We start from the raw sequence: 21,038 nt of genomic DNA, 5'->3' as shown, positions 1-21,038 counted from the left end.
ACCCTTTGCGGTGGCCTATCCTACTGATGGCTCCGACGGACCACCACTCGGAATCGGTATTTTCGAAAAATGTTGTGGTTATTACTACATTTTTCCTTGAGTGATACCTTGAAAAAAGGTATTTGTAGCTTAACTTGATAAAAGAACAAACATCATGCATTCGATTACGGTTGAACCGTGCACCTTTGCCTTGTTCGGCGCGTTGGGCGACCTGGCGTTGCGCAAGCTGTTTCCTGCCCTTTATCAGCTCGATGGCGCCGGCCTGTTGCACGAGGACACGCGGATCCTGGCGTTGGCCCGCGAACCCGGCAGCGAACAGCAGCACCTGGCGTTCATCACCACTGAGCTGCGCCGTTATGTGGGTGATAAAGACCTCGACGAAACCGTGATCGAGCGTTTCCTGGCGCGTCTGACCTACCTGCACGTGGATTTCCTCAAGGCTGAGGATTACGTCGCCCTCGCCGAGCAGGCCGGTTCGACCCAGCAACAGGTCATTGCCTATTTCGCCACGCCGGCCGCCGTCTACGGCGCGATCTGCGAAAACCTGGCGAAAGTCGGCTTGAGCGAAAACACCCGTGTCGTGCTGGAAAAACCCATCGGCTCGGACCTGGAATCCTCGCGCAAGGTCAACGATGCCGTGGCGCAGTTCTTCCCGGAAAACCGCACCTACCGTATCGACCATTACCTGGGCAAGGAGACGGTGCAGAACCTGATCGCGCTGCGCTTCGCCAACAGCCTGTTTGAAACCCAGTGGAACCAGAACTACATTTCCCACGTGGAAATCACCGTGGCCGAGAAGGTCGGTATCGAAGGCCGCTGGGGCTATTTCGACAAGGCCGGCCAGTTGCGGGACATGATCCAGAACCACTTGCTGCAACTGCTTTGCCTGATTGCCATGGACCCGCCGGCCGACCTGTCCGCCGACAGCATCCGTGACGAGAAGGTCAAGGTGCTCAAGGCCCTGGCGCCGATCAGCCCGGAAGGCCTGACCACCCAGGTGGTGCGCGGCCAATACATCGCCGGCCACAGCGAAGGCAAGGCGGTTCCGGGCTACCTGGAAGAGCCCAATTCCAATACCCAGAGCGACACCGAGACCTTTGTTGCGCTGCGCGCCGACATTCGCAACTGGCGCTGGGCCGGTGTTCCGTTCTACCTGCGCACCGGCAAGCGCATGCCGCAAAAGCTGTCGCAGATCGTGATTCACTTCAAGGAACCGTCCCACTACATCTTCGCCCCCGAGCAGCGCTTGCAGATCAGCAACAAACTGATCATCCGCCTGCAACCGGACGAAGGGATTTCCTTGCGGGTGATGACCAAGGAGCAAGGCCTGGACAAGGGCATGCAATTGCGCAGCGGTCCGCTGCAACTCAACTTCTCCGACACCTATCGCAGCGCGCGGATTCCCGATGCCTACGAGCGGTTGTTGCTGGAAGTCATGAACGGCAATCAGAACCTGTTTGTCCGTAAAGATGAAATCGAAGCCGCGTGGACGTGGTGTGACCAGTTGATCGCCGGCTGGAAGAAGTCCGGTGATGCGCCCAAGCCTTATGCCGCTGGGTCCTGGGGGCCGATGAGCTCCATTGCACTGATCACGCGGGATGGGAGGTCATGGTATGGCGATATCTGAATTGCAACTGCCCCAGGGCGTCACAGCCCTGGCATTCAAGAGCCCGGTGGCGCTGGCGGAAAAACTGGCGCTGAACGTGGCCGAGCAACTGCGCACCGTGATCGATGCCAAGGGCGCGGCGACCCTGGTGGTTTCCGGTGGTCGCAGCCCTGTAGCGTTTTTCCAGAACCTGGCCAAGCAGGCGCTGGACTGGTCGAAAGTGGTGGTGAGCCTGGCCGATGAGCGCTGGGTGCCGGTTGAACATGCCGACAGCAATGCCGGCCTGCTCAAGCGTTATCTGCTCCAAGGGGCTGCGGCGAAGGCCCAGTTCCTGAGCCTCTACAGCGCCAGCGCCAACCTGGAAGCCGCCGCCGAACAGGCGGACCGCCTGCTGACCGAGCTGCCGCCGATCGATGTGCTGGTCCTGGGCATGGGCGATGACGGGCACACCGCGTCGCTGTTTCCCGACAGTCCGAACCTGGCCGAGGCCCTGGACAAGGAGGGCGCGCGCCGTTGCTGGCCGATGCTGGCGCCAACCGTGCCGCACCAGCGCTTGACCATGAGCCGCGCCTTGCTGGCCTCGGCTCGACACAAAGTGCTGTCGATTTCCGGTCAGTCGAAATTGACCACCCTGAACGCTGCGGTGGCCGGTGACGATGTCGCCGAAATGCCGATCCGCGCGTTTCTGCAACCTACGTTAGAGATTTACTGGTGCCCATGAACCAAGGATCAGCCGCTATGACAAACCCATCCCCGACCGTTTCCATGGCGGACAAAGTTGCCCTGATCGACAGCCTCTGCGCCAAGGCGCGGATCCTGCCGGTGATCACCATTGCCCGTGAACAGGACATCCTGCCACTGGCCGATGCCCTGGCGGCGGGTGGTCTGACGGCGTTGGAAGTGACCTTGCGCTCGCAGTTCGGCCTCAAGGCCATCCAGGTGCTGCGCGAACAGCGTCCGGAGCTGGTGACCGGCGCCGGCACGGTGCTTGATCGCCACATGCTGGCCGCCGCCGAGGCAGCCGGTTCGCAGTTCATCGTTACCCCAGGCATCACTCGCGATCTGCTGGAGGCTAGCGTCCAGAGCCCGATCCCGTTGCTGCCGGGGATCAGCAATGCCTCGGGCATCATGGAAGGTTATGGCCTGGGCTATCGCCGCTTCAAGTTGTTCCCGGCGGAAGTCAGCGGTGGCGTGGCGGCGATCAAGGCCTTGGGCGGACCGTTCGGCGAAGTGAAATTCTGCCCGACCGGCGGCGTCAGCCCGGCGAATATCAAGAGCTACATGGCGTTGAAGAACGTGATGTGCGTGGGTGGCAGTTGGATGCTTGATCCAGAGTGGATCAAGAACGGCGACTGGGCCCGTATCCAGGAATGCACTGCCGAGGCACTGGCGTTGCTGGACTGATTGTCTTACCGAACTTCGTTGTGTGTTCTACGGCTTTACGGTGCGCTTGGTCGGCGCGCCGTTTTTTTTTGCCCATTATTTCGCTGCAGATCCCCGTGGCGAGGGAGCAAGCTCCCTCGCCACGGGTTATGTACTGCTCAGGTTAATCAGCGCCGCAGTGAGTCGCTCGATATCCCGCGCCAACGTAATCAATCCCGGCGTGATGCGAATACACGGTCCAACGCTGGTTTCGCGCACCACGGTGAAAATCCCATGGTCCTTGAGCAGTCGGGCGGCCATCGCCTGCTGGTCCGGCTGTGCGGTGAATCGCATGGACGTGATACCGCAATACAGCCGCCGGTCATCCGGGGTCATGACTTCAATACCCGGTACGTCACGAACGGCGCTCACCCACATGTCGCGCAGGTAACAGAGCCGCGCGCCTTTGGCTGACGCACCGCCCAGGGCACGGTGCTCTTCGAACACCAGGGGCAGCGTCAGCAACGCGGGGATATTGGGCGTGCTGTGGGGCGTGCGTGAGCGTATGTCGGTGGCAGGGTAGTTGGCTTCGTCCATGTCCGGGTCGATGTCGGCCAGCCGTTGTGGCGCGATGTAGAGAAAGCCCAGGGCCAAGGGGCCGCCAATCCATTTTTGCAGATTGAACCCGGCGAACGGGATGCCGAGTTTCTTCAGGTCGAAATCGATCTGCCCCAAGGCGTGGGCACCGTCGAGAATGATGTCGACCTCGAATTCCCGCGCCGCCTCGGCAATCGCCTGGACCGGCATCACCAGGCCGGTCAGGTGATTGACGTAGGTCAGCGCCATCACCTTCAGGCGCGGGTAGCGAATGAAGGCTTCTCGATAGGTGCTCACCAAGTTGTCGAAACTGGCGGGGTAGGGAAGGACCAGCTCAACGACTTCCGCGCCGCGCTGGCGAGCCAGCCAGCGCATCGCGCTCTTGACCGAGGTGTATTCGACGTCGCTGATCAGCACCTTGTCGCCGGGCTTGAGCCCGTTGTAGTTGCGAATGAGCGTCTGCAGGGCATCCACCGCACTGTTAGCCAGTGCCACGGTGGACGCGGGGGCGCGGATCAGTTGCGCCACCTGGCGGCGAATGGCTTCGCCGTGTTCCCGGTCGAAGTGCTGGCGCACGTACACCGAGTTGCTGCGGTTGATGAGTTCGATGTTGCGCTGGTATTCCTCGACCACGGTGCGCGACATTCGGCCGAAGTAGCCGTTTTCAAGATTGAGCAAGCCATCGGCGTCGACATCGTAGCGACCGATAAAGGTTTCCCAGAAGGTTTCGTCGTGGGCGCGCAGGGTGTTCTCGGGCATGGCGGGGCTCAATCAATCAGCGGCAATGGTCAATGGCGAGGCTTGGGCAAGCCATGTTTAGCCCGCAACGGGTCCAGCAGGTCCGACAAGCCGTTGTGGTCGATTTCCTGCATCAAGGCCAGCAAGCCGCCCAGTTCGCCCTTGGGAAAACCCTCCCGTGCGAACCAGTTCAAGTACTGACCAGGCAAGTCGGCGAGGATTCGGCCCTTGTATTTGCCGAAGGGCATCTGGCGCGTCACCAGCAGCTCAAGTTTTTCCGGATTCATTGCGATTTGTCTTGATAGGAACCATCGGCAAAATACAGGCATTCTGCATGCAGGCCAAATGACAGATCATGCAAATAACGCGGATACAGATTTTCCGCTGTTTTTTAACTGGTTGATTATTAAGGATTTATCTCGTTTTTGGTGGCTGGCATGGCCGATGCAATATTCCTTGCAGGTTTTTATTCACCAAGCAAAGGAACTGAAAAATGACTGACATCAACAAAGAATCCATCTCCGTCTTGAACGACCTGATCGAGACCAGCAAGGATGGCCAGGAAGGATTCAAGACCTGCGCTGAAGACATCAAGCATCCCGAGCTCAAGGCGCTGTTCGTCAAGCGCTCCGCCGATTGCGCAACCGCTGCGGCCGAACTGCAGGCTGCGGTCCGTTCCCTGGGTGGCGATCCCGAAACTTCCACCAGCGTATCCGGTGACTTGCACCGCCGTTGGGTCGACGTGAAGTCGATGTTCACCGGCAAGGACGAAGAAGCGGTGCTCAACGAAGCCGAGCGCGGCGAAGACCATGCGCTGAAGGCTTACAAGGAAGCCATCGAGAAAATCAACAAGCATAACCTGGTAGGCATTCGTGATCTCGTCGAGCGCCAGTACCACGGCGTGCAACGCAACCACGATCAGGTCAAGGCGCTGCGTAACCAGGCGCGTGCCAGCTGATACGCATCTTTGAGGCCCAAAAAACGCCAGCTTGCCTGGCGTTTTTTTTGTGTGGAGCGACTCAGGCTGACGGGGAACAGTCTTGTGGCGAGGGAGCCTTCACATGAAGGGTCGACAAACAACTCTGGACTCGAATAGATAGCTAGCTAATAATTGCGCCACCTTCCCAGCGATCTATCGTTACAACATCCCTAGAAGAGTTTCTCGCGTGCCCATTACCCTCCAGGCCTTGTTCGCCCCTGATCGCCTCGCTGTGCAGTTCGCCATCAAGACCGTGCTCGGTGGCGGCCTGGCGCTATGGCTGGCGTTGCGCTGGGGCCTGGAGCAGCCGTCCTGGGCGCTGATGACCGCATTCATCGTCGCCCAGCCGTTGTCCGGGATGGTGGTGCAGAAGGGCTTGGCGCGTTTGCTCGGCACCCTGGTGGGAACCATCATGTCGGTGGTGTTCATGGGCCTGTTCGCCCAGACGCCATGGTTGTTCCTGCTGGCGCTGGCGCTGTGGCTGGGCGTGTGCACGGCGTGTTCGACGCTGTTGCGCAGCGCCTGGTCCTATTCATTCGTGCTGGCGGGCTACACGGTGGCGATTATCGCTTTGCCGGCCATTTCCCATCCGCTTGCGGTGTTTGATCAAGCCGTTGCGCGTTGCACTGAAATCAGCCTGGGCATCGCCTGTGCCACGGCGGCCAGTGCGCTGCTCTGGCCCCTGCGGGTCGAGCGACAACTGGCGGACCAGGCCCGTGCGGCCTGGCTGAGCGGCATGCAGGCGGCCCGCGCCACGTTGGCGGGTGATGCCCAGGCGCGCAAGGGTTTGCTCGAAATCCTCGGCAAGATCGTCGCGGTGGACGCCCAACGCGAACACGCCTGGTTCGAAGGCAGCCTGGGTCGCCAGCGCGCCCGGGCCATCAGTGGCTTGAGCCAGAAATTGTTGATGCTGTTGCGTATTTCCCGTTCGGTGCGCAGGCAGTGGAAACAGCTCGAACCGCAGGAAGCCGAAGCGCTCCAGCCTTGGATGGACGAGGTACAGCAAGCCCTGGAGGCGGACAGCTCGGCATTGCAGGCGTTACGACCGCGGGTCTGGGACGCCTCTCACGACCCGCTAATCAGCTCCGCGCAAAGTTATTGCCTGGCTCGTTTCGCCTTGCTGCTCGATACCGCCCTGGCCGCCTGCGCTGCGCTGGCGGCGGTGCAGGAGGGCAGGGCGACGGTAGACCCGCCGCGAACCTTGGCGCCGCACCGCGATTTGTCCCTGGCCATGGTCTTTGGTGCGCGCAGTGCCCTCGCATTCCTGGCAGTGTCGTGTTTCTGGCTGGCAACCGCCTGGCCTGCCGCGTCCGGTGCCCTGGTGCTCACTTGCGTGGTGTGCAGCCTGTTCGCCAGCCGCGAAAACGGCGCGCAGATCGGCATGAGTTTCTTGCGGGGCATTCTGCTGGCGGTGCCGACAGCGTTCGTGATTGGCGAAATCCTGCTGCCGCAATGGAACAGTTTCGCGATGCTCTGCATGGCCATGGGCGTGCCGCTGTTCCTCGGGGCGCTGGGGATGGCCAAGCCGCCGATATTTGCCACGGCCACTTCGTTCTGCCTGCATTTCGTGGTGTTGGTGTCACCGCTCAATGCGATGAAGTACGACGTCGCGGCTTTTTTCAACAATGCCCAGGCGATGATGATTGGCGTCGGCGCGGCGGTCTTGGCTTTCAAGCTCCTGATTCTGCGTAACCCGGCCTGGCACAGTCGTCGGCTGTTGGCCGCGACCCTGGATGACCTAGTGCGCCTGACCCATCGCAACCTGGGCGGCGCCGAAAGCTGGTTTGGCGGGCGCATGGCCGACCGGTTGCTGCAACTGGCCCGGCACTATCCCGAACTGCCGGTGCCGGCGCGCAGTCGTTGGGACGACGGTTTGCTGGGCCTGGACATCGGCGATGAGCTACTGCACCTGCGATTGAGCCTGGCCGTCGCCCAAATCCCCGAAAGCCCAGCCCAGCGCCGCTATTTCGAAACGCTGGAACAGGTTTTGGAACACGGTCCGGCCGGCGACCAGGCCGAGGCGTTGGTCTGGGTGAGCGACGACTATCTGCAGGTGTTGGCACAGCACCCTTCCAGCGATGCGTTGAAACTGGCCCAGGGCGCCGTCGTGCAACTGCAGAGCAGCTGGCGCGCCTGGTGTCGCCAGCACGAATCCGAACGAGGGGAACTTAGCCATGGGCTTGCGTGAATGGTCGATTGGCGGGGTGTTGCTCAGCCCGTTCCTGATTTACGTGGTGCTGGCCTTGCTGGCGACCGGTGCGCTGCGCCTGTTGCTCGGCCTGCTGCCGGCCGGGCGCTGGATCTGGCACGAAGCCTTGTTCGACTGTGCCCTGTATGTCTGCGTCCTGACTGTCATTACCCTGGTCCTCGGACCGTTATGAGGAGTTGAACATGCGTACCTCCGTACGTGTCGCCGTCACGTTGTGCGTGGTGGCCGTGGCGATCTTCGCCGGGTTTCATTTGTGGCAGTACTACATGCTCACGCCCTGGACCCGTGATGCGCGAATCCGCGCCGACGTGGTGGTGATCGCCCCCGACGTCTCGGGCTGGGTGCGCGAGCTCAAGGCTGTGGATAACCAGCAGGTCAAGGCCGGCGATTTATTGCTGAGTATCGATCGCGAGCGTTTCGAGGCCGCCGTGGAGAAAGCCCGGGCGGTGGTCCAGACCCGTCAGCAACAGTTGAGCCTGCGTGAGCACGAAGCCAGTCGCCGGGCCGCCCTGGGGCCCCAGGCCATCAGTGCCGAGTTGCGCGAGAACGCCCAGATCAACGCCGGTATCGCCCGTGGTGAACTGCGCGAGGCCCAGGCCGAAGCGAAGGTCGCCGAGCTGAACCTGGCCCGCAGCCAGGTCCTGGCTCCGCGTAGCGGCCACATCACCAACCTGCGCCTGGCCGAAGGCAACTACGTGAATGCCGGGCAACCGGTCATGGCGCTGATCGATGACTCGACGTTTTATGTGCAGGCCTATTTCGAAGAAACCAAACTGCCGAGGATTCGCGTGGGCGATCCGGTCAAGGTCTGGTTGATGAGCGCCGGGCATGCGCTGGAAGGCCATGTGGAAAGCATCAGCCGCGGCATCACCGACCGCAACACCAACCCTGACGCGCAGCTGCTGGCGGAAGTCGAGCCGACCTTCAACTGGGTGCGCCTGGCCCAGCGCATTCCGGTGCGGATCAAGCTCGACAAGGTGCCGGAAGGGGTGACGTTGAGCGCGGGGATGACCGCGAGTGTGCAGGTGCGGGACGCACAGCGATAGCCGCAACACTGCAGTCATTTGTGGCGAGGGGATTTAGCGAATCGTCGCACCGCCCCGCTGGGCTGCGCAGCAGCCCCCTGTGCCCAGGCTGACACACCGCAGTGGTCTTGAGGTATTGGGGGCGCTTCGCGCCCCAGCGGGGATAAATCCCCTCGCCACATTTCACTCCCATAGATCGCTGTAGTCAGCCAACAGTGATCTGCGGCAATTCCGGCAACGTCACAGTCTGCTGCTTGCGCGGCGCGAGGATTTCGGCTTCGCCGTCCACCACCAGTTCATCGCGCTGGTTGAACACGCGGGTGGCGATGCGCACGCGGAACTTCGGCAGCTTTTCCAGGATTTCCAGGCGGACGGTCAGGGTGTCGCCGATTTTCACGGGTTTCTGGAAGCTCATCTGCTGGCCGATGTAGATGGTGCCGGGCCCAGGCAGTTCACACGCCACCGCCGCGCTGATCAGCGCACCGCTGAACATGCCGTGGGCGATGCGTTCCTTGAACATGCTGGCGGCGGCGAATTCGGCGTCCAGGTGCACCGGGTTGTGATCGCCCGACATCGCGGCGAACAGCTGGATGTCGCGCTCCTCGACGGTCTTGCTGTAGCTGGCGGTCTGGCCGACTTCGAGGGCTTCGTAAGGGATGTTGGTGACCTGGGTCATGTCTGGTTCCTGTAACGGTAAAAAGGAAAAACGCTGTCGTTCTATTCGCTGCGAGGTGGCCGCTTGTGGCTCAGGGCCTGGGCGATCCAGGCAAGCACATCGGCAGTCACTTCATCGCGGTTGGTTTCATTGAACAATTCGTGCCGGGCCTGCGGGTAGATCTTCAGTTGCAGATGCTGATTGCCGGCGCTGCTCAAGGCATCGGCCAGATCCTTCAGACGCTTGCCTTCACTCACCGGATCACATTCGCCGCCAATCACCAGCAGCGGCAGGCCCGGATCGATCTGCGCGAGATTGGACGCTTTGCTGATCTGCTGCAACCCGCCGAGCAGATCCACCCAGAGCTGATTGCTGCAACGAAAGCCGCACAGCGGGTCGTGGACGTACTTGTCCACTTCGGCGGGGTCACGGCTGAGCCAGTCGAAGGGCGTGCGCGTCGGTTTGAATCTTTTATTGAAACTGCCAAAAGACAGCCATTCGATCAGGGCGCTGCGCCCGGTGGCCCCCTGGCGCCGTCGCTCGAAGCGGGCGATCAGGCGCGCCGCGCGATAAAGCGCCACGGGTTGGAAATTCGAACCGCTGAGGAGGGCGCCATGCAGGCTGGCGCTGTGGTGCAACAGATAGCCCTGGGCGATATAGCTGCCCATGCTGTGGCCCAGCAGCAGGATTGGTGTTTCTGGATGTTGCTGGCCGATGTGGTGGTTCAGGCTCGCCAGGTCGCCGACCACCTTGGCCCAGCCGTCCTCGTCCGCAAAGTGACCGAGCGCCGCTGCTTCGCCAGTCTTGCCATGCCCGCGCAGGTCCGGCGCGTAGACGCCATAGCCTTCATCGCACAACGCTTGGGCCAGGCGCCCATAGCGGCCGCTGTGTTCGGCCATGCCGTGGGCCAGCATGATCACCGCCAGCGGGGCGGCTTCGGGCAACCACTGATTGACGAACAGGCGGCTGTGGTCAGTCGCGGTCAGCCAGAACGTTTGGTGGATCATGGCGTTTCCTTTGCACGAAGTCAGACGCAGCGTCGCTGCATTGTATAGCGCATCCGTTGCGTCTCGCCTGATCAGGCGAGGGCGATCCACGAAGATTCACACAATCTATGACGCAAGTTGCCATATTTGCCTGAATGGCCATAGCTGCTAGTGTCCGAAGAGCTCCGTCTCCATGTGCGATACAGAGGCGGCCCGGATAGGTTCAGGTAAAGAGGATAAAAACAATGCAGCCTGATTTCTGGAATGACAAACGCCCAGCCGGCGTGCCCTTGGATATCGAGCAGGGTGCCTACAAGTCGGTTATCGAGGTGTTCGAGCGTTCCTGCAAGAAATTTGCCGATCGTCCGGCGTTCAGCAACATGGGGGTAACGCTCACCTACGCCGAGCTCGAACGCTACAGCGCGGCCTTCGCCGGTTACCTGCAAGCCCATACCGACCTGGCGCCGGGCGATCGCATCGCGGTGCAGATGCCCAATGTCCTGCAATACCCGATCGCTGTCTTCGGTGCCCTGCGCGCCGGACTTATCGTGGTCAATACCAACCCGCTGTACACCCCGCGGGAAATGCGCCATCAGTTCAAGGACTCCGGTGCCCGGGCGCTGGTGTACATGAACCTGTTCGGGCAGAAGGTCCAGGAAGTGCTGCCGGACACCGACCTGCAATACCTGATCGAAGCGAAGATGGGCGACCTGATGCCCACCGCCAAGGGCTGGCTGGTGAATACCGTGGTGAACAAGGTCAAGAAAATGGTCCCGGCCTATTCGCTGCCACAGGCCATTTCCTTCAAGAGCGCCTTGCGCCTGGGACGCGGCCAGGGCATCAAGCCGTTGAACGTCAGCCTCGACGACATCGCCGTGCTGCAATACACCGGTGGCACCACCGGCTTGGCGAAGGGCGCGATGCTGACCCACGGCAACCTGGTGGCCAACATGCAACAGGCCCGCGCTTGCCTGGGGCAGATCGGCGACGACGGCCAGCCACTGTTGCGCGAAGGTCAGGAGGTCATGATCGCGCCGCTGCCGCTGTACCACATCTATGCTTTCACGGCGAACTGCATGTGCATGATGGTCACCGGCAATCACAACGTGCTGATCACCAATCCGAGGGACATCGGCGGTTTTATCAAGGAGCTGAAGAACTGGCGGTTTTCGCTGCTGCTGGGGCTCAACACGTTGTTTGTGGCGCTGATGGACCACCCGGATTTCAAGACGCTGGATTTCTCCAGCCTCAAGGTCACCAACTCGGGCGGCACCGCGTTGGTCAAGGCCACCGCCGAACGCTGGAAACAGCTCACCGGTTGCGGCATTACCGAGGGCTACGGCCTGACCGAAACTTCGCCGGTGGCCAGCGCCAACCCTTATGGCGGCAAGTCGCGCCTGGGGACGGTAGGGCTGCCGGTGCCGGGTACGCTGATGAAGGTCATCAACGACGACGGCGTCGAGATGCCCCTCGGTGAACGCGGCGAGCTGTGCATCAAGGGGCCGCAGATCATGAAAGGCTATTGGAACAAGCCCGAAGCGACTGCCGAAGTGCTGGACAGCGAGGGCTGGTTCAAGTCCGGTGATATCGCAGTGATCGACCCCGACGGGTTCGTGCGGATCGTCGACCGCAAGAAGGACATGATCATTGTCTCGGGTTTCAACGTGTACCCGAACGAAATCGAGGATGTGGTGATGGCCCATCCGAAAGTCGCCAGTTGCGCGGTGATCGGCGTGCCGGACGAGCGCTCGGGGGAGGCGGTGAAGCTGTTCGTGGTCGCGCGTGAGGCCGGGGTCAGCCTCGAAGAACTCAAGGCGTACTGCAAGGAAAACTTCACCGGCTACAAGGTGCCTAAGCACATCGTGTTGCGTGAGTCGCTGCCGATGACGCCGGTGGGCAAGATCCTGCGTCGGGAGTTGCGCGATATCGCCTGACGCTCGAGAGTGAAAGTGGAACCCTGTGGGAGCGAGCTTGCTCGCGATAGCGGTCTGTCAGTAACAGAAATGTTGGCTGACCCACCGCCATCGCGAGCAAGCTCGCTCCCACAGGTTCTTATGTATTCGGGTCAATTAGGCAAGGCTTAGGTTTTTTACTCTAAAAATGACCATTGCATATTCTTGAGTCATGTTTATGACTGTAGGGGCCACTTTTGGCTCTAGGCGACCCTTGGCAAAGCTGCTACTCTCGGCGCGCTTTTGTGACTTCTCGGCCTTTATCCAAGCCAGATTCACCCAATAAACAAACACCAATAATAATCGCATCAAATGCGGTGAGAATTCGCGTTGCTGAGGAGTGGGGCTTCCATGATCGAAGACTTTTGGAAGGATAAGTACCCAGCTGGGATTGCTGCCGACATCAATCCAGATGAGTATCCGAATATTCAGGCGGTGTTGAAGCAATCCTGCCAGCGCTTCGCCGACAAACCGGCATTCAGCAACCTTGGCAAGACGATCACCTACGGTGAGCTGTACGAGCTGTCCGGTGCCTTTGCCGCGTACCTGCAACAGCATACCGATTTGCAGCCGGGCGATCGAATCGCCGTGCAACTGCCCAACGTCCTCCAGTACCCCGTCGCCGTGTTTGGTGCCATCCGAGCCGGGCTGATCGTGGTCAACACCAACCCGCTCTACACCGCGCGGGAAATGGAGCACCAGTTCAACGACTCCGGCGCCAAGGCGTTGGTGTGCCTGGCGAACATGGCGCACCTGGCCGAAAACGTGGTGCCCAAGACCAGCGTCAAGCACGTGATCGTCACGGAAGTGGCCGACCTGCTGCCGCCGCTCAAGCGTCTGTTGATCAACAGCGTGATCAAGTACGTCAAGAAGATGGTCCCGGCGTATCACCTGCCCAAGGCCATCAAGTTCAACGATGTGCTGCGCAAGGGCCACGGCCAGCCCGTGAACGAAGCCAACCCCAGCCGCGATGACGTGGCGGTGTTGCAATATACCGGCGGCACCACTGGCGTGGCCAAGGGCGCGATGCTGACCCACCGCAACCTGGTGGCGAACATGCTGCAGTGCAAGGCGCTGATGGGCTCCAACCTCAATGAAGGTTGCGAAGTGCTGATCACGCCGCTGCCGCTTTACCACATCTATGCCTTCACCTTTCATTGCATGGCGATGATGCTGATCGGCAACCACAACATCCTGATCAGCAACCCGCGCGACTTGTCGGCCATGGTCAAGGAACTGTCGAAGTGGAAATTCAGCGGCTTCGTCGGTCTTAACACCTTGTTCGTGGCGCTTTGCAACAACGAAGCCTTCCGCAAGCTGGATTTCTCGGCGTTGAAAGTCACCCTGTCGGGCGGCATGGCCCTGCAGCTGGCGGCGGCGGAGCGCTGGAAAGCGGTCACCGGTTGCCCGATCTGCGAAGGTTACGGCATGACCGAGACGAGCCCGGTGGCGACCGTCAACCCGATCCAGAACATCCAGGTTGGCACCATCGGCATTCCGGTGCCGTCGACGTTATGCAAGGTGATCAACGACGCGGGCGAAGAGCAGCCGTTGGGAGAAATCGGCGAATTGTGCGTGAAGGGCCCTCAGGTGATGAAGGGCTATTGGCAGCGCCAGGACGCCACCGACGAGATCCTCGACAGCGAAGGCTGGCTCAAGACTGGCGACATTGCGGTGATCCAGCCGGACGGCTACATGCGCATCGTCGATCGCAAGAAAGACATGATCCTGATCTCTGGCTTCAACGTGTACCCGAACGAGCTGGAGGATGTATTGGCCACCTTGCCGGGCGTGCTGCAATGCGCGGCCATCGGCGTACCGGACGAGAAGTCCGGCGAGGCGATCAAGATATTCATCGTCGCGCGTCCGGGTGTCACGCTGACCAAGGAACAGGTGATGGAGCACATGCGCGCCAACGTCACTGGCTACAAGGTGCCAAAGACCGTGGAGTTCCGCGATGCATTGCCGACCACCAATGTGGGCAAGATCCTGCGGCGCGAGTTGCGCGATGAAGAACTGAGGAAGTTGGGGCTGAAGAAGTAAAGCCGCCGCTGACAAAAGCCCCGCTGATGCGGGGCTTTTGTTTACGCGATGAATTCGCTGGTACAAAACTGTGGCGAGGGGATTTATCCCCTCACCACAGAAGCTCCTTTGTCCAAGGAGTCAGTTACAACCGAAACTGCGCAAAATCCAGGTTGGTGCCGCCCGGCCGCATGTCCTGCAGGTAGGAATCCTTGTCGGCGCTCAGTTCCAGGCTCAGGGCGGCCTTGCGTTTGCCCTGGTTGCGCACTTCCAGGCCTTCCATTTTTTCCCGCAGGAACACGGTCGGCACTTTCAGGTGCAGCAGTTCGTCGGTGGCCGGGGTGTGCAGCAGCAGGTGAATCCATTCGTACTGACCGATGGCCAGGCGCGCCACCGGAATATCGAACCAGAAGATGTTGCGGTTGCGGTTCAATTCGCTGAAATGGCAATTGTTGACACCCAGGACGGCACCGCCCAGTTCCTGGTTCCTGCGGGCGATGGCCTGCTTCTTATCGAGTTTCATAACGTTCCTACGGGATTGGAGCTTCGGGCCACGGCCTGAATACGAGGGGCATTCTCGACGGTTGCCGGCCAAACATAAAGCCCCGCTTGCACGAACGATGAAACTTGCCCAATGGATCTCCGGTCAATTCTGCGTCAGTTGGTAAAACGATGAAATTGCTCCAAAGTCGCCAAACAGGCTACTTTGTTGTAGAAAACGGCCCTTGAGTCGCCACGCGACCCCTCTTTTTGCGGCGAAAGGAGACGCTCATGATGTTCCCGGCCTTGAAAGGCTTGCCCTTGCACCGTGTGATGATGCGCACGGTGACCGAGTTTCTCGACGACGAGATGTCGACCTACGCCTCCGCTCTGGCTTACCAGATGCTGTTTTCATTGTTTCCCTTCATTCTTTTCCTGATCGCGCTGATCGGCTTCCTGCACCTGCCGGACTTTTTCTCCTGGCTGCGCCTGCAATCGGAACTGGTCCTGCCGCCCCAGGCGCTGGAGCAGGTCAACCCGGTGATCGACCAGCTGCAGCAATCCAAGGGCGGCTTGCTGTCGGTGGGTATCGTGGTTGCGTTGTGGACCGCGTCCGCTGGCGTGCGCCTGATGATGAGCGCCATGAACGCCGCTTATGACGTGGTTGAAGGCCGCCCGGCCTGGAAGCGTTTCCCGCTGTCGATCCTGTACACCGTCGGCATCGCCGGCATGCTGTTGGCCGCCGCCGCGCTGATGGTGCTGGGGCCGCAGGTGATGGGGTGGATTGCTGCGCAGATCGGCCTGGAGGAATTCATCGTTACCGTTTGGACCCTCGTGCGCTGGCCGGTCATCGTGTTTTTGCTGATGGTGGCCGTGGCGTTGATCTATTACGTGATGCCCGACGTCAAGCAGGAGTTTCGCTTCATCACGCCGGGCTCGGTGTTGGCGGTGGTGGTGTGGATCATCGCGTCCCTGGGCTTTGCGTTCTACGTGAAGACGTTTGCCGACTACAACGCGATGTATGGCAGTATCGGCGCGATCATCGTGCTGTTGCTGTATTTCTACATCTCGGCGGCGGTGCTGCTACTCGGCGCGGAGATGAATGCAGTGATCGAGCACATGTCCGCCGAAGGCAAGGACACGGGCGAAAAGAGCCCGGGCGAGCACGAGAAGCAGCATGTGTCGGGCCTGGGGCGCGATCATTCCATCCATCACAACCACACTGACGAAGCCCGACCATGATCCGTGAAATCCTGAAGATGGGCGACGAACGCCTGCTGCGCATCGCTCCGCCGGTGCCGCCGGAAATGTTCGACAGTCCCGAGTTGTGGCAATTGATCGACGACATGTTCCAGACCATGGAAAGTGTTGGTGGCGTCGGGCTGGCGGCACCGCAGATCGGTGTGGACCTGCAACTGGTGATCTTCGGCTTCGAGCACAGCGAGCGCTATCCGGATGCCGAGGCGGTGCCGCAGACCATCCTGATCAACCCGCTGATCACGCCGCTGAGCCCACTGATGGAAGAAGGCTTTGAAGGCTGCTTGTCGGTGCCAGGCTTGCGTGGTGCGGTGAATCGCTACCAGCAGATCCGCTACGAAGGTTTCGACCCGAAGGGCGAGCCGATCGTGCGCGTCGCTTCAGGCTTCCACGCCCGGGTGGTGCAGCATGAATGCGATCACCTGATCGGCCGCTTGTACCCGTCGCGCATCACCGATTTCAGCAAGTTCGGCTTTACCGAGGTGATGTTTCCGGATCTCGATCCTTCAGCGGACAATTAAACATCCACCACCAAACCCTGTGGGAGCGAGCTTGCTCGCGATTGCGGTGTGTCAGCCACCCATGAGGCAACTGACCTTACGCCATCGCGAGCAAGGGGCTGGTTGCCTTCAGGACCGTGTAGACAACCCCATGGCAATCATCGGCTTGCTGCGCGCGTACCGGCTCAGTCGTTCAGCCATCGCATAAGGCAACTCCGGGTCGAAACTGAACCCGCGTCGCTCATAAAAGCCGCGCAGATCCGGGTGGCAGAACAACCACACCGGCTCGTCCAGGCCTTTCACGGCTTCGGCGATCAGCCGCCCCGCGACGCCTTGCACGCGGTACGCCGGGTCGACGAACAATCCCGTCAGCCAATGTCCCCCCGAAACCGGTCGCAGGCAGAGTGCCGCGATGATTTCTTCGCGCCGTGCCACCCAAAGCTGCGCGTCGCGCACGGCTTTCATCGACGACTGATGGGCGCGGTAGAACTTGTTCATCAGCGGCCATAGCGGCTCGTCGAGGCGTGTGCAGTGGAATTCGGACATGGCGCGGGCGCGGTGTGTAATGGAGGCGGGCGATTATAGGGGAACAAACAATGCGCCGGGATATTCCCGGCGCTTGTCTGGCGGGTTCACAGCGAGGCGAGGAACATGTCCGTGACCGGGTGCTTCTCATCCGACCGGCTTTCCTGGGCTTTTTCGACCTGTGCCATCGCCGCCTTGTCCTGCATGCGCTGGGCAATTTCCTCGCCGACCGCCAGTTGCTTCTCGGGCGGCATCGCCTCATATTCCTCTTCGGTAATGCCCATCTCCTCGAGAATGCTGTCGCGCAGGCGCTCTTCCGGCGTCTTGCTCATGTAGTCCTTGAACTGCGCCATGGCAGAGCTGGTGTCTTCAAGGGCTGACGAGCCGACCGTTTGCAATTGCACGCGGGTCTTGGCGAAGGCCTCATCAACCTTGTCACTGATCGCGGTAGCGGCGTTGACCTGCTGCGTGGCCTGCCGGGTGATGGACTCCTGGACTTGGGTGCTGCCTTGGTTGGCCTGGGCCTGGATATTGTCGCGCAGCGCTTGCAAGGCGGCGCTTTGCAGGCCGCTGGCGGCTTCGGCGGTGGGGTCTTCGCCCGGGCGCTTGAGGGGTAGGTTTATCGCTTGTTGTTTTACACTGACCAACATGATGAACACCTGCGGGTAATGGCTGAGCGATGGGCAGCAGCATATCCCGTGCCATCGTCGCAACGTCCCGTATTTCAAGGGCTACGGGGAAGGTGCGCTCAGCGGCGGTGGCCAAACCTTGCCGTTCGTCGGCAGGGATCGACCGCATCGTGCCGAGCCTCAGGTACTTTCGCGAACCTTGAGTTCGAAACCGAGGTCCACCACCGGCTGGGCGATGCGATTGCCGGCCATCAAGGTGAGCATCTGTTCCGCGGCGTGGCGGCCGACGGCTTCCCGGGGAGTACTGATGCTGCTCAAGCGCGGCACCATGTGTGCCGAGGCGGGCAGGTCGTTGAAACCGAGGATCGAAACCTGCTCGGGGATCTTGATGCCACAGCGCAACGCTTCGAGCAGGGCGCCGTGGGCCAGGTCGTCGTTGCCGAAGAAGATCGCATCGACGTCCGGATGGCTCGCCAGCAATTGCAGGAACAACTCGCCGCCCAGGCCGACCGATGACGGGCGAGGGGTCAACACTTCCAGGTCCGGGTCGTAGAGCCCGACCTTCTGCAGCGCGCGACGGAAACCTTCGCCGCGCAGCAACGTCCGTTGGTCCAATTGCGCGCCGATGTAGGCCAGGCGCTTGCGCCCCCGGGAGATCAGATGCTCGGCAGCCGTTTCACCGGCCTTGAGCTGGGAAAAACCCACGCAGTTGAGGCCAGCCCCGGGGTCCAGTTCCATCATGTACACACAGGGAATATTGCTGGCCTCGATCATGCGCCGTGCGCTTTCGGTTCGGTCGAACCCGGTCAGCAACAAACCCCGGGGCTGATAGGCCATGTAGTTGCGCAACAGGTCTTCTTCTTCGTCCCGGGAATAGTGGTAGTTGCCGATCACCACTTCGAAGCCCTTGGGCCGCAAGACGCGATGAATGGCTTCCAGGGTATCGATGAACAACAGGTTGGACAGCGATGGCACCAGCACCACCACCGAATGGCTCTGGGCCGAGGCCAGGGCGCGGGCGGCGGGGTTGACGACGTAGTTGAGCTCAAGGGCGGCCTGGCGGACCTTTTCCACCAGCTCCACGGCCACGCTGCTGACGCCGCGCAGGGCACGGGAGGCGGTGATCGGGCTGACACCGGCCAGGCGTGCGACTTCATTGAGCGTGGGGCGACCGGTGGTTCGAGTATTCTTATCGTTTTTAGTGACGGTCATCAGGGCGGCTTGCCAAACAAAAATCAAGGCACTAAGGTAGCGCTGTCTCGGCGCGGCTGCAAATGCGTTGATGGGGTTTGCCTGATCCCTGTGCGCTGGTGCCGTGGACGAACATGCTGCAACCACAAAAATGACAAGAAGGCGTCGGCAACTTCTGCTTTTGCTGCGGTGTCATAACTGGCAAAGGTAGCGCTGTCTGCGCGCTGAGGTGTTACATGAATAATCCAATCACCGCCCTGGTCATCATGGGCGTTGCCGGTTGCGGCAAAACTTGCGTCAGCCAGGCCCTGTGCCAACTGAGCGGCGCCACCGCCATCGAAGGCGACACGTTCCACCCCGCGGCCAACATCCAGAAGATGAGCGCCGGTATCCCCCTGAACGACGACGACCGTGCCGGCTGGCTCGACAGCCTGTGCGACGAGTTGCGCCGTGTCGACGCCACGGGCGAGCGCCCGGTGCTGACGTGCTCGGCCCTCAAGCACAGCTATCGCGAGCGCCTGCGCAGCGCCTTGCCTGGCCTGGGCTTCGTTTTTCTCGAATTGACCCCTGAAGTGGCCGCCGACCGTGTTTCCCATCGTCCCGGTCATTTCATGCCGTCGACCCTGATCGACAGCCAGTTTGCCACCCTTGAATCCCCTGTTGGCGAGCCCCTGACCCTGGCTCTGGATGCGTCCAGCCACAGCATTGATGAATTGGCACGCCAGGCTTACGTCTGGTGGCTGGCCCACGGTTTGAAGCTGGCCAGTTGAGTTTCAAAATTTTGCGTCAGAAAGATAGCGCTGTCCCGACGGTCCATAAATAACTGCTTCAATAACAACAACAAATCAGGAGACACCCCCCATGTTTGGCATGTCCCACGAGACGTACCTACTGCTTGATGCAGTGGTTACGGTGATCGGACTCATCGTCCTCATCACCAAGTTCAAGATCCACCCCTTCATTGCGCTGACCATCGCAGCCGCGTTTCTCGGCCTGACGTCGGGCATGCCGATCGGCACCATCATCAAGGCGTTCCAGGACGGCTTCGGTGGCGTGCTCGGTTTTGTCGGCATCATCCTCGCGCTGGGCACCATGCTTGGCAAAATGATGGCCGAGTCGGGCGGGGCCGATCAGATTGCCCAGACCCTCATCCGCGCCTTCGGCAAGGACAAGGTGCAATGGGCCATGATGTTCGCCGCGTTCCTGGTGGGCATCCCGCTGTTCTTCGAAATCGGTTTCGTGCTGCTGATCCCGCTGGTGTTCATCGTGGCGCGCCGCACTGGCGTGTCGATCATCAAGATCGGCATCCCGTTGCTCGCCGGCCTTTCCGCAGTCCACGGCCTGGTGCCGCCGCACCCGGGCCCGTTGCTGGCGATTGGCATCTTTGGTGCTGACATCGGCAAGACCATTCTCTATGGCCTGATTGTTGCGCTGCCGACCGCCATCATTGCCGGCCCGATTTTCGGTACGTTCATTGCCAAGCACATCCCCGGTCATCCGAACCAGGAACTGGTGGATCAACTGGCGCGTGAAACCGACGGCACCGAACTGCCGAGTTTCGGCATCACCCTGGTCACCGTGCTGTCGCCGGTGTTCCTGATGTTGCTCAAGACTTTTGCTGACGTGACGCTGCCGGACGGCAACTTCTTCCGCACCTGGATGGACATGATCGGCCACCCGATCTCGGCGCTGCTGTTGGCGTTGCTGTTGTCGCTTTACACCTTCGGCTACAAGCAGGGCATCGGCTCCAGCCAGATACTGAAATGGCTGGACGCCAGCCTGGCGCCGACGGCCGCGATCATCCTGATCATCGGTGCCGGTGGTGGCTTCAAGCAGATGCTGGTGACCAGCGGCGTGGGTGACGTGATCGGCCACATGGCGGTCAGCGCGCAGATCTCGCCGATCCTGTTGGCGTGGCTGGTGGCTGCGGTGATTCGGATTGCCACGGGTTCTGCGACCGTGGCCACCATTACCGGTGCCGGGATCGTGGTGCCGGTCGTTGGGATGATGCCGGGTGTGAACCGTGAGTTGCTGGTGCTGGCGACCGGTGCCGGTTCGTTGATCCTGTCCCACGTCAACGACGCGGGCTTCTGGCTGGTCAAGCAGTACTTCAACATGACCGTGGCCGAAACCTTCAAGACCTGGACGGCGATGGAAACCATCCTGTCGGTGGTGGGCTTGATCTTTATCTTGCTGCTGTCGTTGGTGATCTAACAGGCGCTGTGGCACAAACTGTGGGAGCGGGCTTGCTCGCGAAGGCGGTGTGTCAGTCATCATCTACTCGACTGACACTCAGCCTTCGCGAGCAAGCCCGCTCCCACAGTT

The 21,038-nt window shown here is 60.8% G+C and carries 21 protein-coding genes; 13 read left to right on the top strand and 8 right to left on the bottom strand.

The features are described 5' to 3' along the window. The first annotated feature begins 154 nt into the window (after window positions 1-154). Genes zwf through Q7C33_RS23155 form a run of 3 tightly spaced genes read left to right on the top strand, consistent with a single transcriptional unit; the run spans window position 155 to window position 3,010 of the window. On the top strand, window positions 155-1,627 hold the full coding sequence (gene zwf, locus Q7C33_RS23165) for a glucose-6-phosphate dehydrogenase (protein ID WP_030139354.1): 1,473 nt from the start codon (window positions 155-157) through the stop codon (window positions 1,625-1,627). Continuing rightward, window positions 1,614-2,327 (top strand): 6-phosphogluconolactonase, encoded by a 714-nt coding sequence (gene pgl / locus Q7C33_RS23160; protein WP_334598185.1) that lies wholly within the window; start codon window positions 1,614-1,616, stop codon window positions 2,325-2,327. Before zwf ends, pgl begins: the two co-directional genes overlap by 14 nt. 17 nt (window positions 2,328-2,344) lie before the next feature. Then, complete coding sequence (locus tag Q7C33_RS23155; RefSeq protein WP_030139352.1) at window positions 2,345-3,010, top strand: bifunctional 4-hydroxy-2-oxoglutarate aldolase/2-dehydro-3-deoxy-phosphogluconate aldolase; 666 nt, start codon at window positions 2,345-2,347, stop codon at window positions 3,008-3,010. A gap of 126 nt (window positions 3,011-3,136) precedes the next feature. Here the strand turns inward: Q7C33_RS23155 and Q7C33_RS23150 are convergent, their stop codons facing one another. Together Q7C33_RS23150 and Q7C33_RS23145 are read right to left on the bottom strand one after the other, a co-directional pair. Next, a complete protein-coding gene (locus tag Q7C33_RS23150) occupies window positions 3,137-4,324 on the bottom strand; it encodes an aminotransferase class V-fold PLP-dependent enzyme (protein ID WP_030139351.1) in 1,188 nt (395 codons plus the stop codon). A gap of 29 nt (window positions 4,325-4,353) precedes the next feature. Continuing rightward, window positions 4,354-4,590: a DUF3820 family protein gene (locus Q7C33_RS23145; RefSeq protein WP_053119117.1), complete on the bottom strand. Its 237-nt coding sequence runs from the start codon at window positions 4,588-4,590 to the stop codon at window positions 4,354-4,356. Window positions 4,591-4,796: 206 nt separating this feature from the next. On the opposite strand from Q7C33_RS23145, the gene Q7C33_RS23140 reads away from it, so the two are divergent. The 4 genes from Q7C33_RS23140 to Q7C33_RS23125 all read left to right on the top strand — a co-directional run bounded on the left by Q7C33_RS23140 (window position 4,797) and on the right by Q7C33_RS23125 (window position 8,537). After that, complete coding sequence (locus Q7C33_RS23140) at window positions 4,797-5,261, top strand: PA2169 family four-helix-bundle protein (protein WP_030139349.1); 465 nt, start codon at window positions 4,797-4,799, stop codon at window positions 5,259-5,261. A gap of 208 nt (window positions 5,262-5,469) precedes the next feature. Continuing rightward, entirely contained in the window at window positions 5,470-7,470 is a 2,001-nt protein-coding gene (locus Q7C33_RS23135) for an FUSC family protein (RefSeq protein ID WP_030139348.1), read from the top strand. Beyond that, window positions 7,457-7,663: a DUF1656 domain-containing protein gene (locus Q7C33_RS23130; RefSeq protein ID WP_030139347.1), complete on the top strand. Its 207-nt coding sequence runs from the start codon at window positions 7,457-7,459 to the stop codon at window positions 7,661-7,663. The genes Q7C33_RS23135 and Q7C33_RS23130 overlap by 14 nt, the downstream gene beginning before the upstream one ends. A gap of 10 nt (window positions 7,664-7,673) precedes the next feature. Then, a complete protein-coding gene (locus tag Q7C33_RS23125; protein WP_258648160.1) occupies window positions 7,674-8,537 on the top strand; it encodes an efflux RND transporter periplasmic adaptor subunit in 864 nt (287 codons plus the stop codon). A 184-nt stretch (window positions 8,538-8,721) separates the two neighbouring features. Here Q7C33_RS23125 and Q7C33_RS23120 read toward each other — a convergent pair whose 3' ends face one another. Together Q7C33_RS23120 and Q7C33_RS23115 are read right to left on the bottom strand one after the other, a co-directional pair. Then, window positions 8,722-9,192 (bottom strand): MaoC family dehydratase, encoded by a 471-nt coding sequence (locus tag Q7C33_RS23120; protein WP_217860184.1) that lies wholly within the window; start codon window positions 9,190-9,192, stop codon window positions 8,722-8,724. A gap of 41 nt (window positions 9,193-9,233) precedes the next feature. Further along, window positions 9,234-10,178, bottom strand: coding sequence for an alpha/beta hydrolase (locus Q7C33_RS23115; RefSeq protein ID WP_030139344.1), 945 nt, complete (start codon window positions 10,176-10,178; stop codon window positions 9,234-9,236). A gap of 224 nt (window positions 10,179-10,402) precedes the next feature. Here Q7C33_RS23115 and fadD2 point away from each other — a divergent pair, with 224 nt between their 5' ends. Beyond that, the gene (fadD2, locus tag Q7C33_RS23110) at window positions 10,403-12,091 is read left to right on the top strand and encodes a long-chain-fatty-acid--CoA ligase FadD2 (RefSeq protein WP_030139343.1); all 1,689 of its coding nucleotides are present in this window, start codon (window positions 10,403-10,405) and stop codon (window positions 12,089-12,091) included. A gap of 369 nt (window positions 12,092-12,460) precedes the next feature. Beyond that, window positions 12,461-14,152 (top strand): long-chain-fatty-acid--CoA ligase FadD1, encoded by a 1,692-nt coding sequence (gene fadD1 / locus Q7C33_RS23105; protein WP_198797695.1) that lies wholly within the window; start codon window positions 12,461-12,463, stop codon window positions 14,150-14,152. A gap of 124 nt (window positions 14,153-14,276) precedes the next feature. Here the strand turns inward: fadD1 and Q7C33_RS23100 are convergent, their stop codons facing one another. Then, a complete protein-coding gene (locus Q7C33_RS23100) occupies window positions 14,277-14,654 on the bottom strand; it encodes a hypothetical protein (protein WP_030139341.1) in 378 nt (125 codons plus the stop codon). A 248-nt stretch (window positions 14,655-14,902) separates the two neighbouring features. On the opposite strand from Q7C33_RS23100, the gene Q7C33_RS23095 reads away from it, so the two are divergent. Both Q7C33_RS23095 and def read left to right on the top strand, forming a co-directional pair. Next, entirely contained in the window at window positions 14,903-15,853 is a 951-nt protein-coding gene (locus Q7C33_RS23095) for a YihY/virulence factor BrkB family protein (RefSeq protein WP_407684223.1), read from the top strand. Beyond that, the gene (gene def / locus Q7C33_RS23090; protein ID WP_030139339.1) at window positions 15,850-16,389 is read left to right on the top strand and encodes a peptide deformylase; all 540 of its coding nucleotides are present in this window, start codon (window positions 15,850-15,852) and stop codon (window positions 16,387-16,389) included. Before Q7C33_RS23095 ends, def begins: the two co-directional genes overlap by 4 nt. A 108-nt stretch (window positions 16,390-16,497) precedes the next feature. Here the strand turns inward: def and Q7C33_RS23085 are convergent, their stop codons facing one another. From Q7C33_RS23085 to Q7C33_RS23075, 3 genes are all read right to left on the bottom strand, one after another. Then, window positions 16,498-16,914, bottom strand: a complete 417-nt coding sequence (locus Q7C33_RS23085; protein ID WP_258648159.1) for a GNAT family N-acetyltransferase — start codon at window positions 16,912-16,914, stop codon at window positions 16,498-16,500. A gap of 86 nt (window positions 16,915-17,000) precedes the next feature. Continuing rightward, entirely contained in the window at window positions 17,001-17,543 is a 543-nt protein-coding gene (locus Q7C33_RS23080) for a hypothetical protein (RefSeq protein ID WP_030139337.1), read from the bottom strand. Between the two features lie 159 nt (window positions 17,544-17,702). Then, window positions 17,703-18,734: a LacI family DNA-binding transcriptional regulator gene (locus Q7C33_RS23075; RefSeq protein WP_030139336.1), complete on the bottom strand. Its 1,032-nt coding sequence runs from the start codon at window positions 18,732-18,734 to the stop codon at window positions 17,703-17,705. Between the two features lie 215 nt (window positions 18,735-18,949). On the opposite strand from Q7C33_RS23075, the gene Q7C33_RS23070 reads away from it, so the two are divergent. Beyond that, complete coding sequence (locus tag Q7C33_RS23070; protein ID WP_030139335.1) at window positions 18,950-19,483, top strand: gluconokinase; 534 nt, start codon at window positions 18,950-18,952, stop codon at window positions 19,481-19,483. 91 nt (window positions 19,484-19,574) lie between these two features. Continuing rightward, complete coding sequence (locus Q7C33_RS23065; protein WP_198797698.1) at window positions 19,575-20,927, top strand: GntP family permease; 1,353 nt, start codon at window positions 19,575-19,577, stop codon at window positions 20,925-20,927. Window positions 20,928-21,038: the final 111 nt, after the last annotated feature.

This window comes from Pseudomonas sp. BP11-1-1, assembly GCF_052112105.1.
Lineage (GTDB): Bacteria > Pseudomonadota > Gammaproteobacteria > Pseudomonadales > Pseudomonadaceae > Aquipseudomonas > Aquipseudomonas alvandae.
This window is presented reverse-complemented; position numbering and strand designations above follow the sequence as displayed.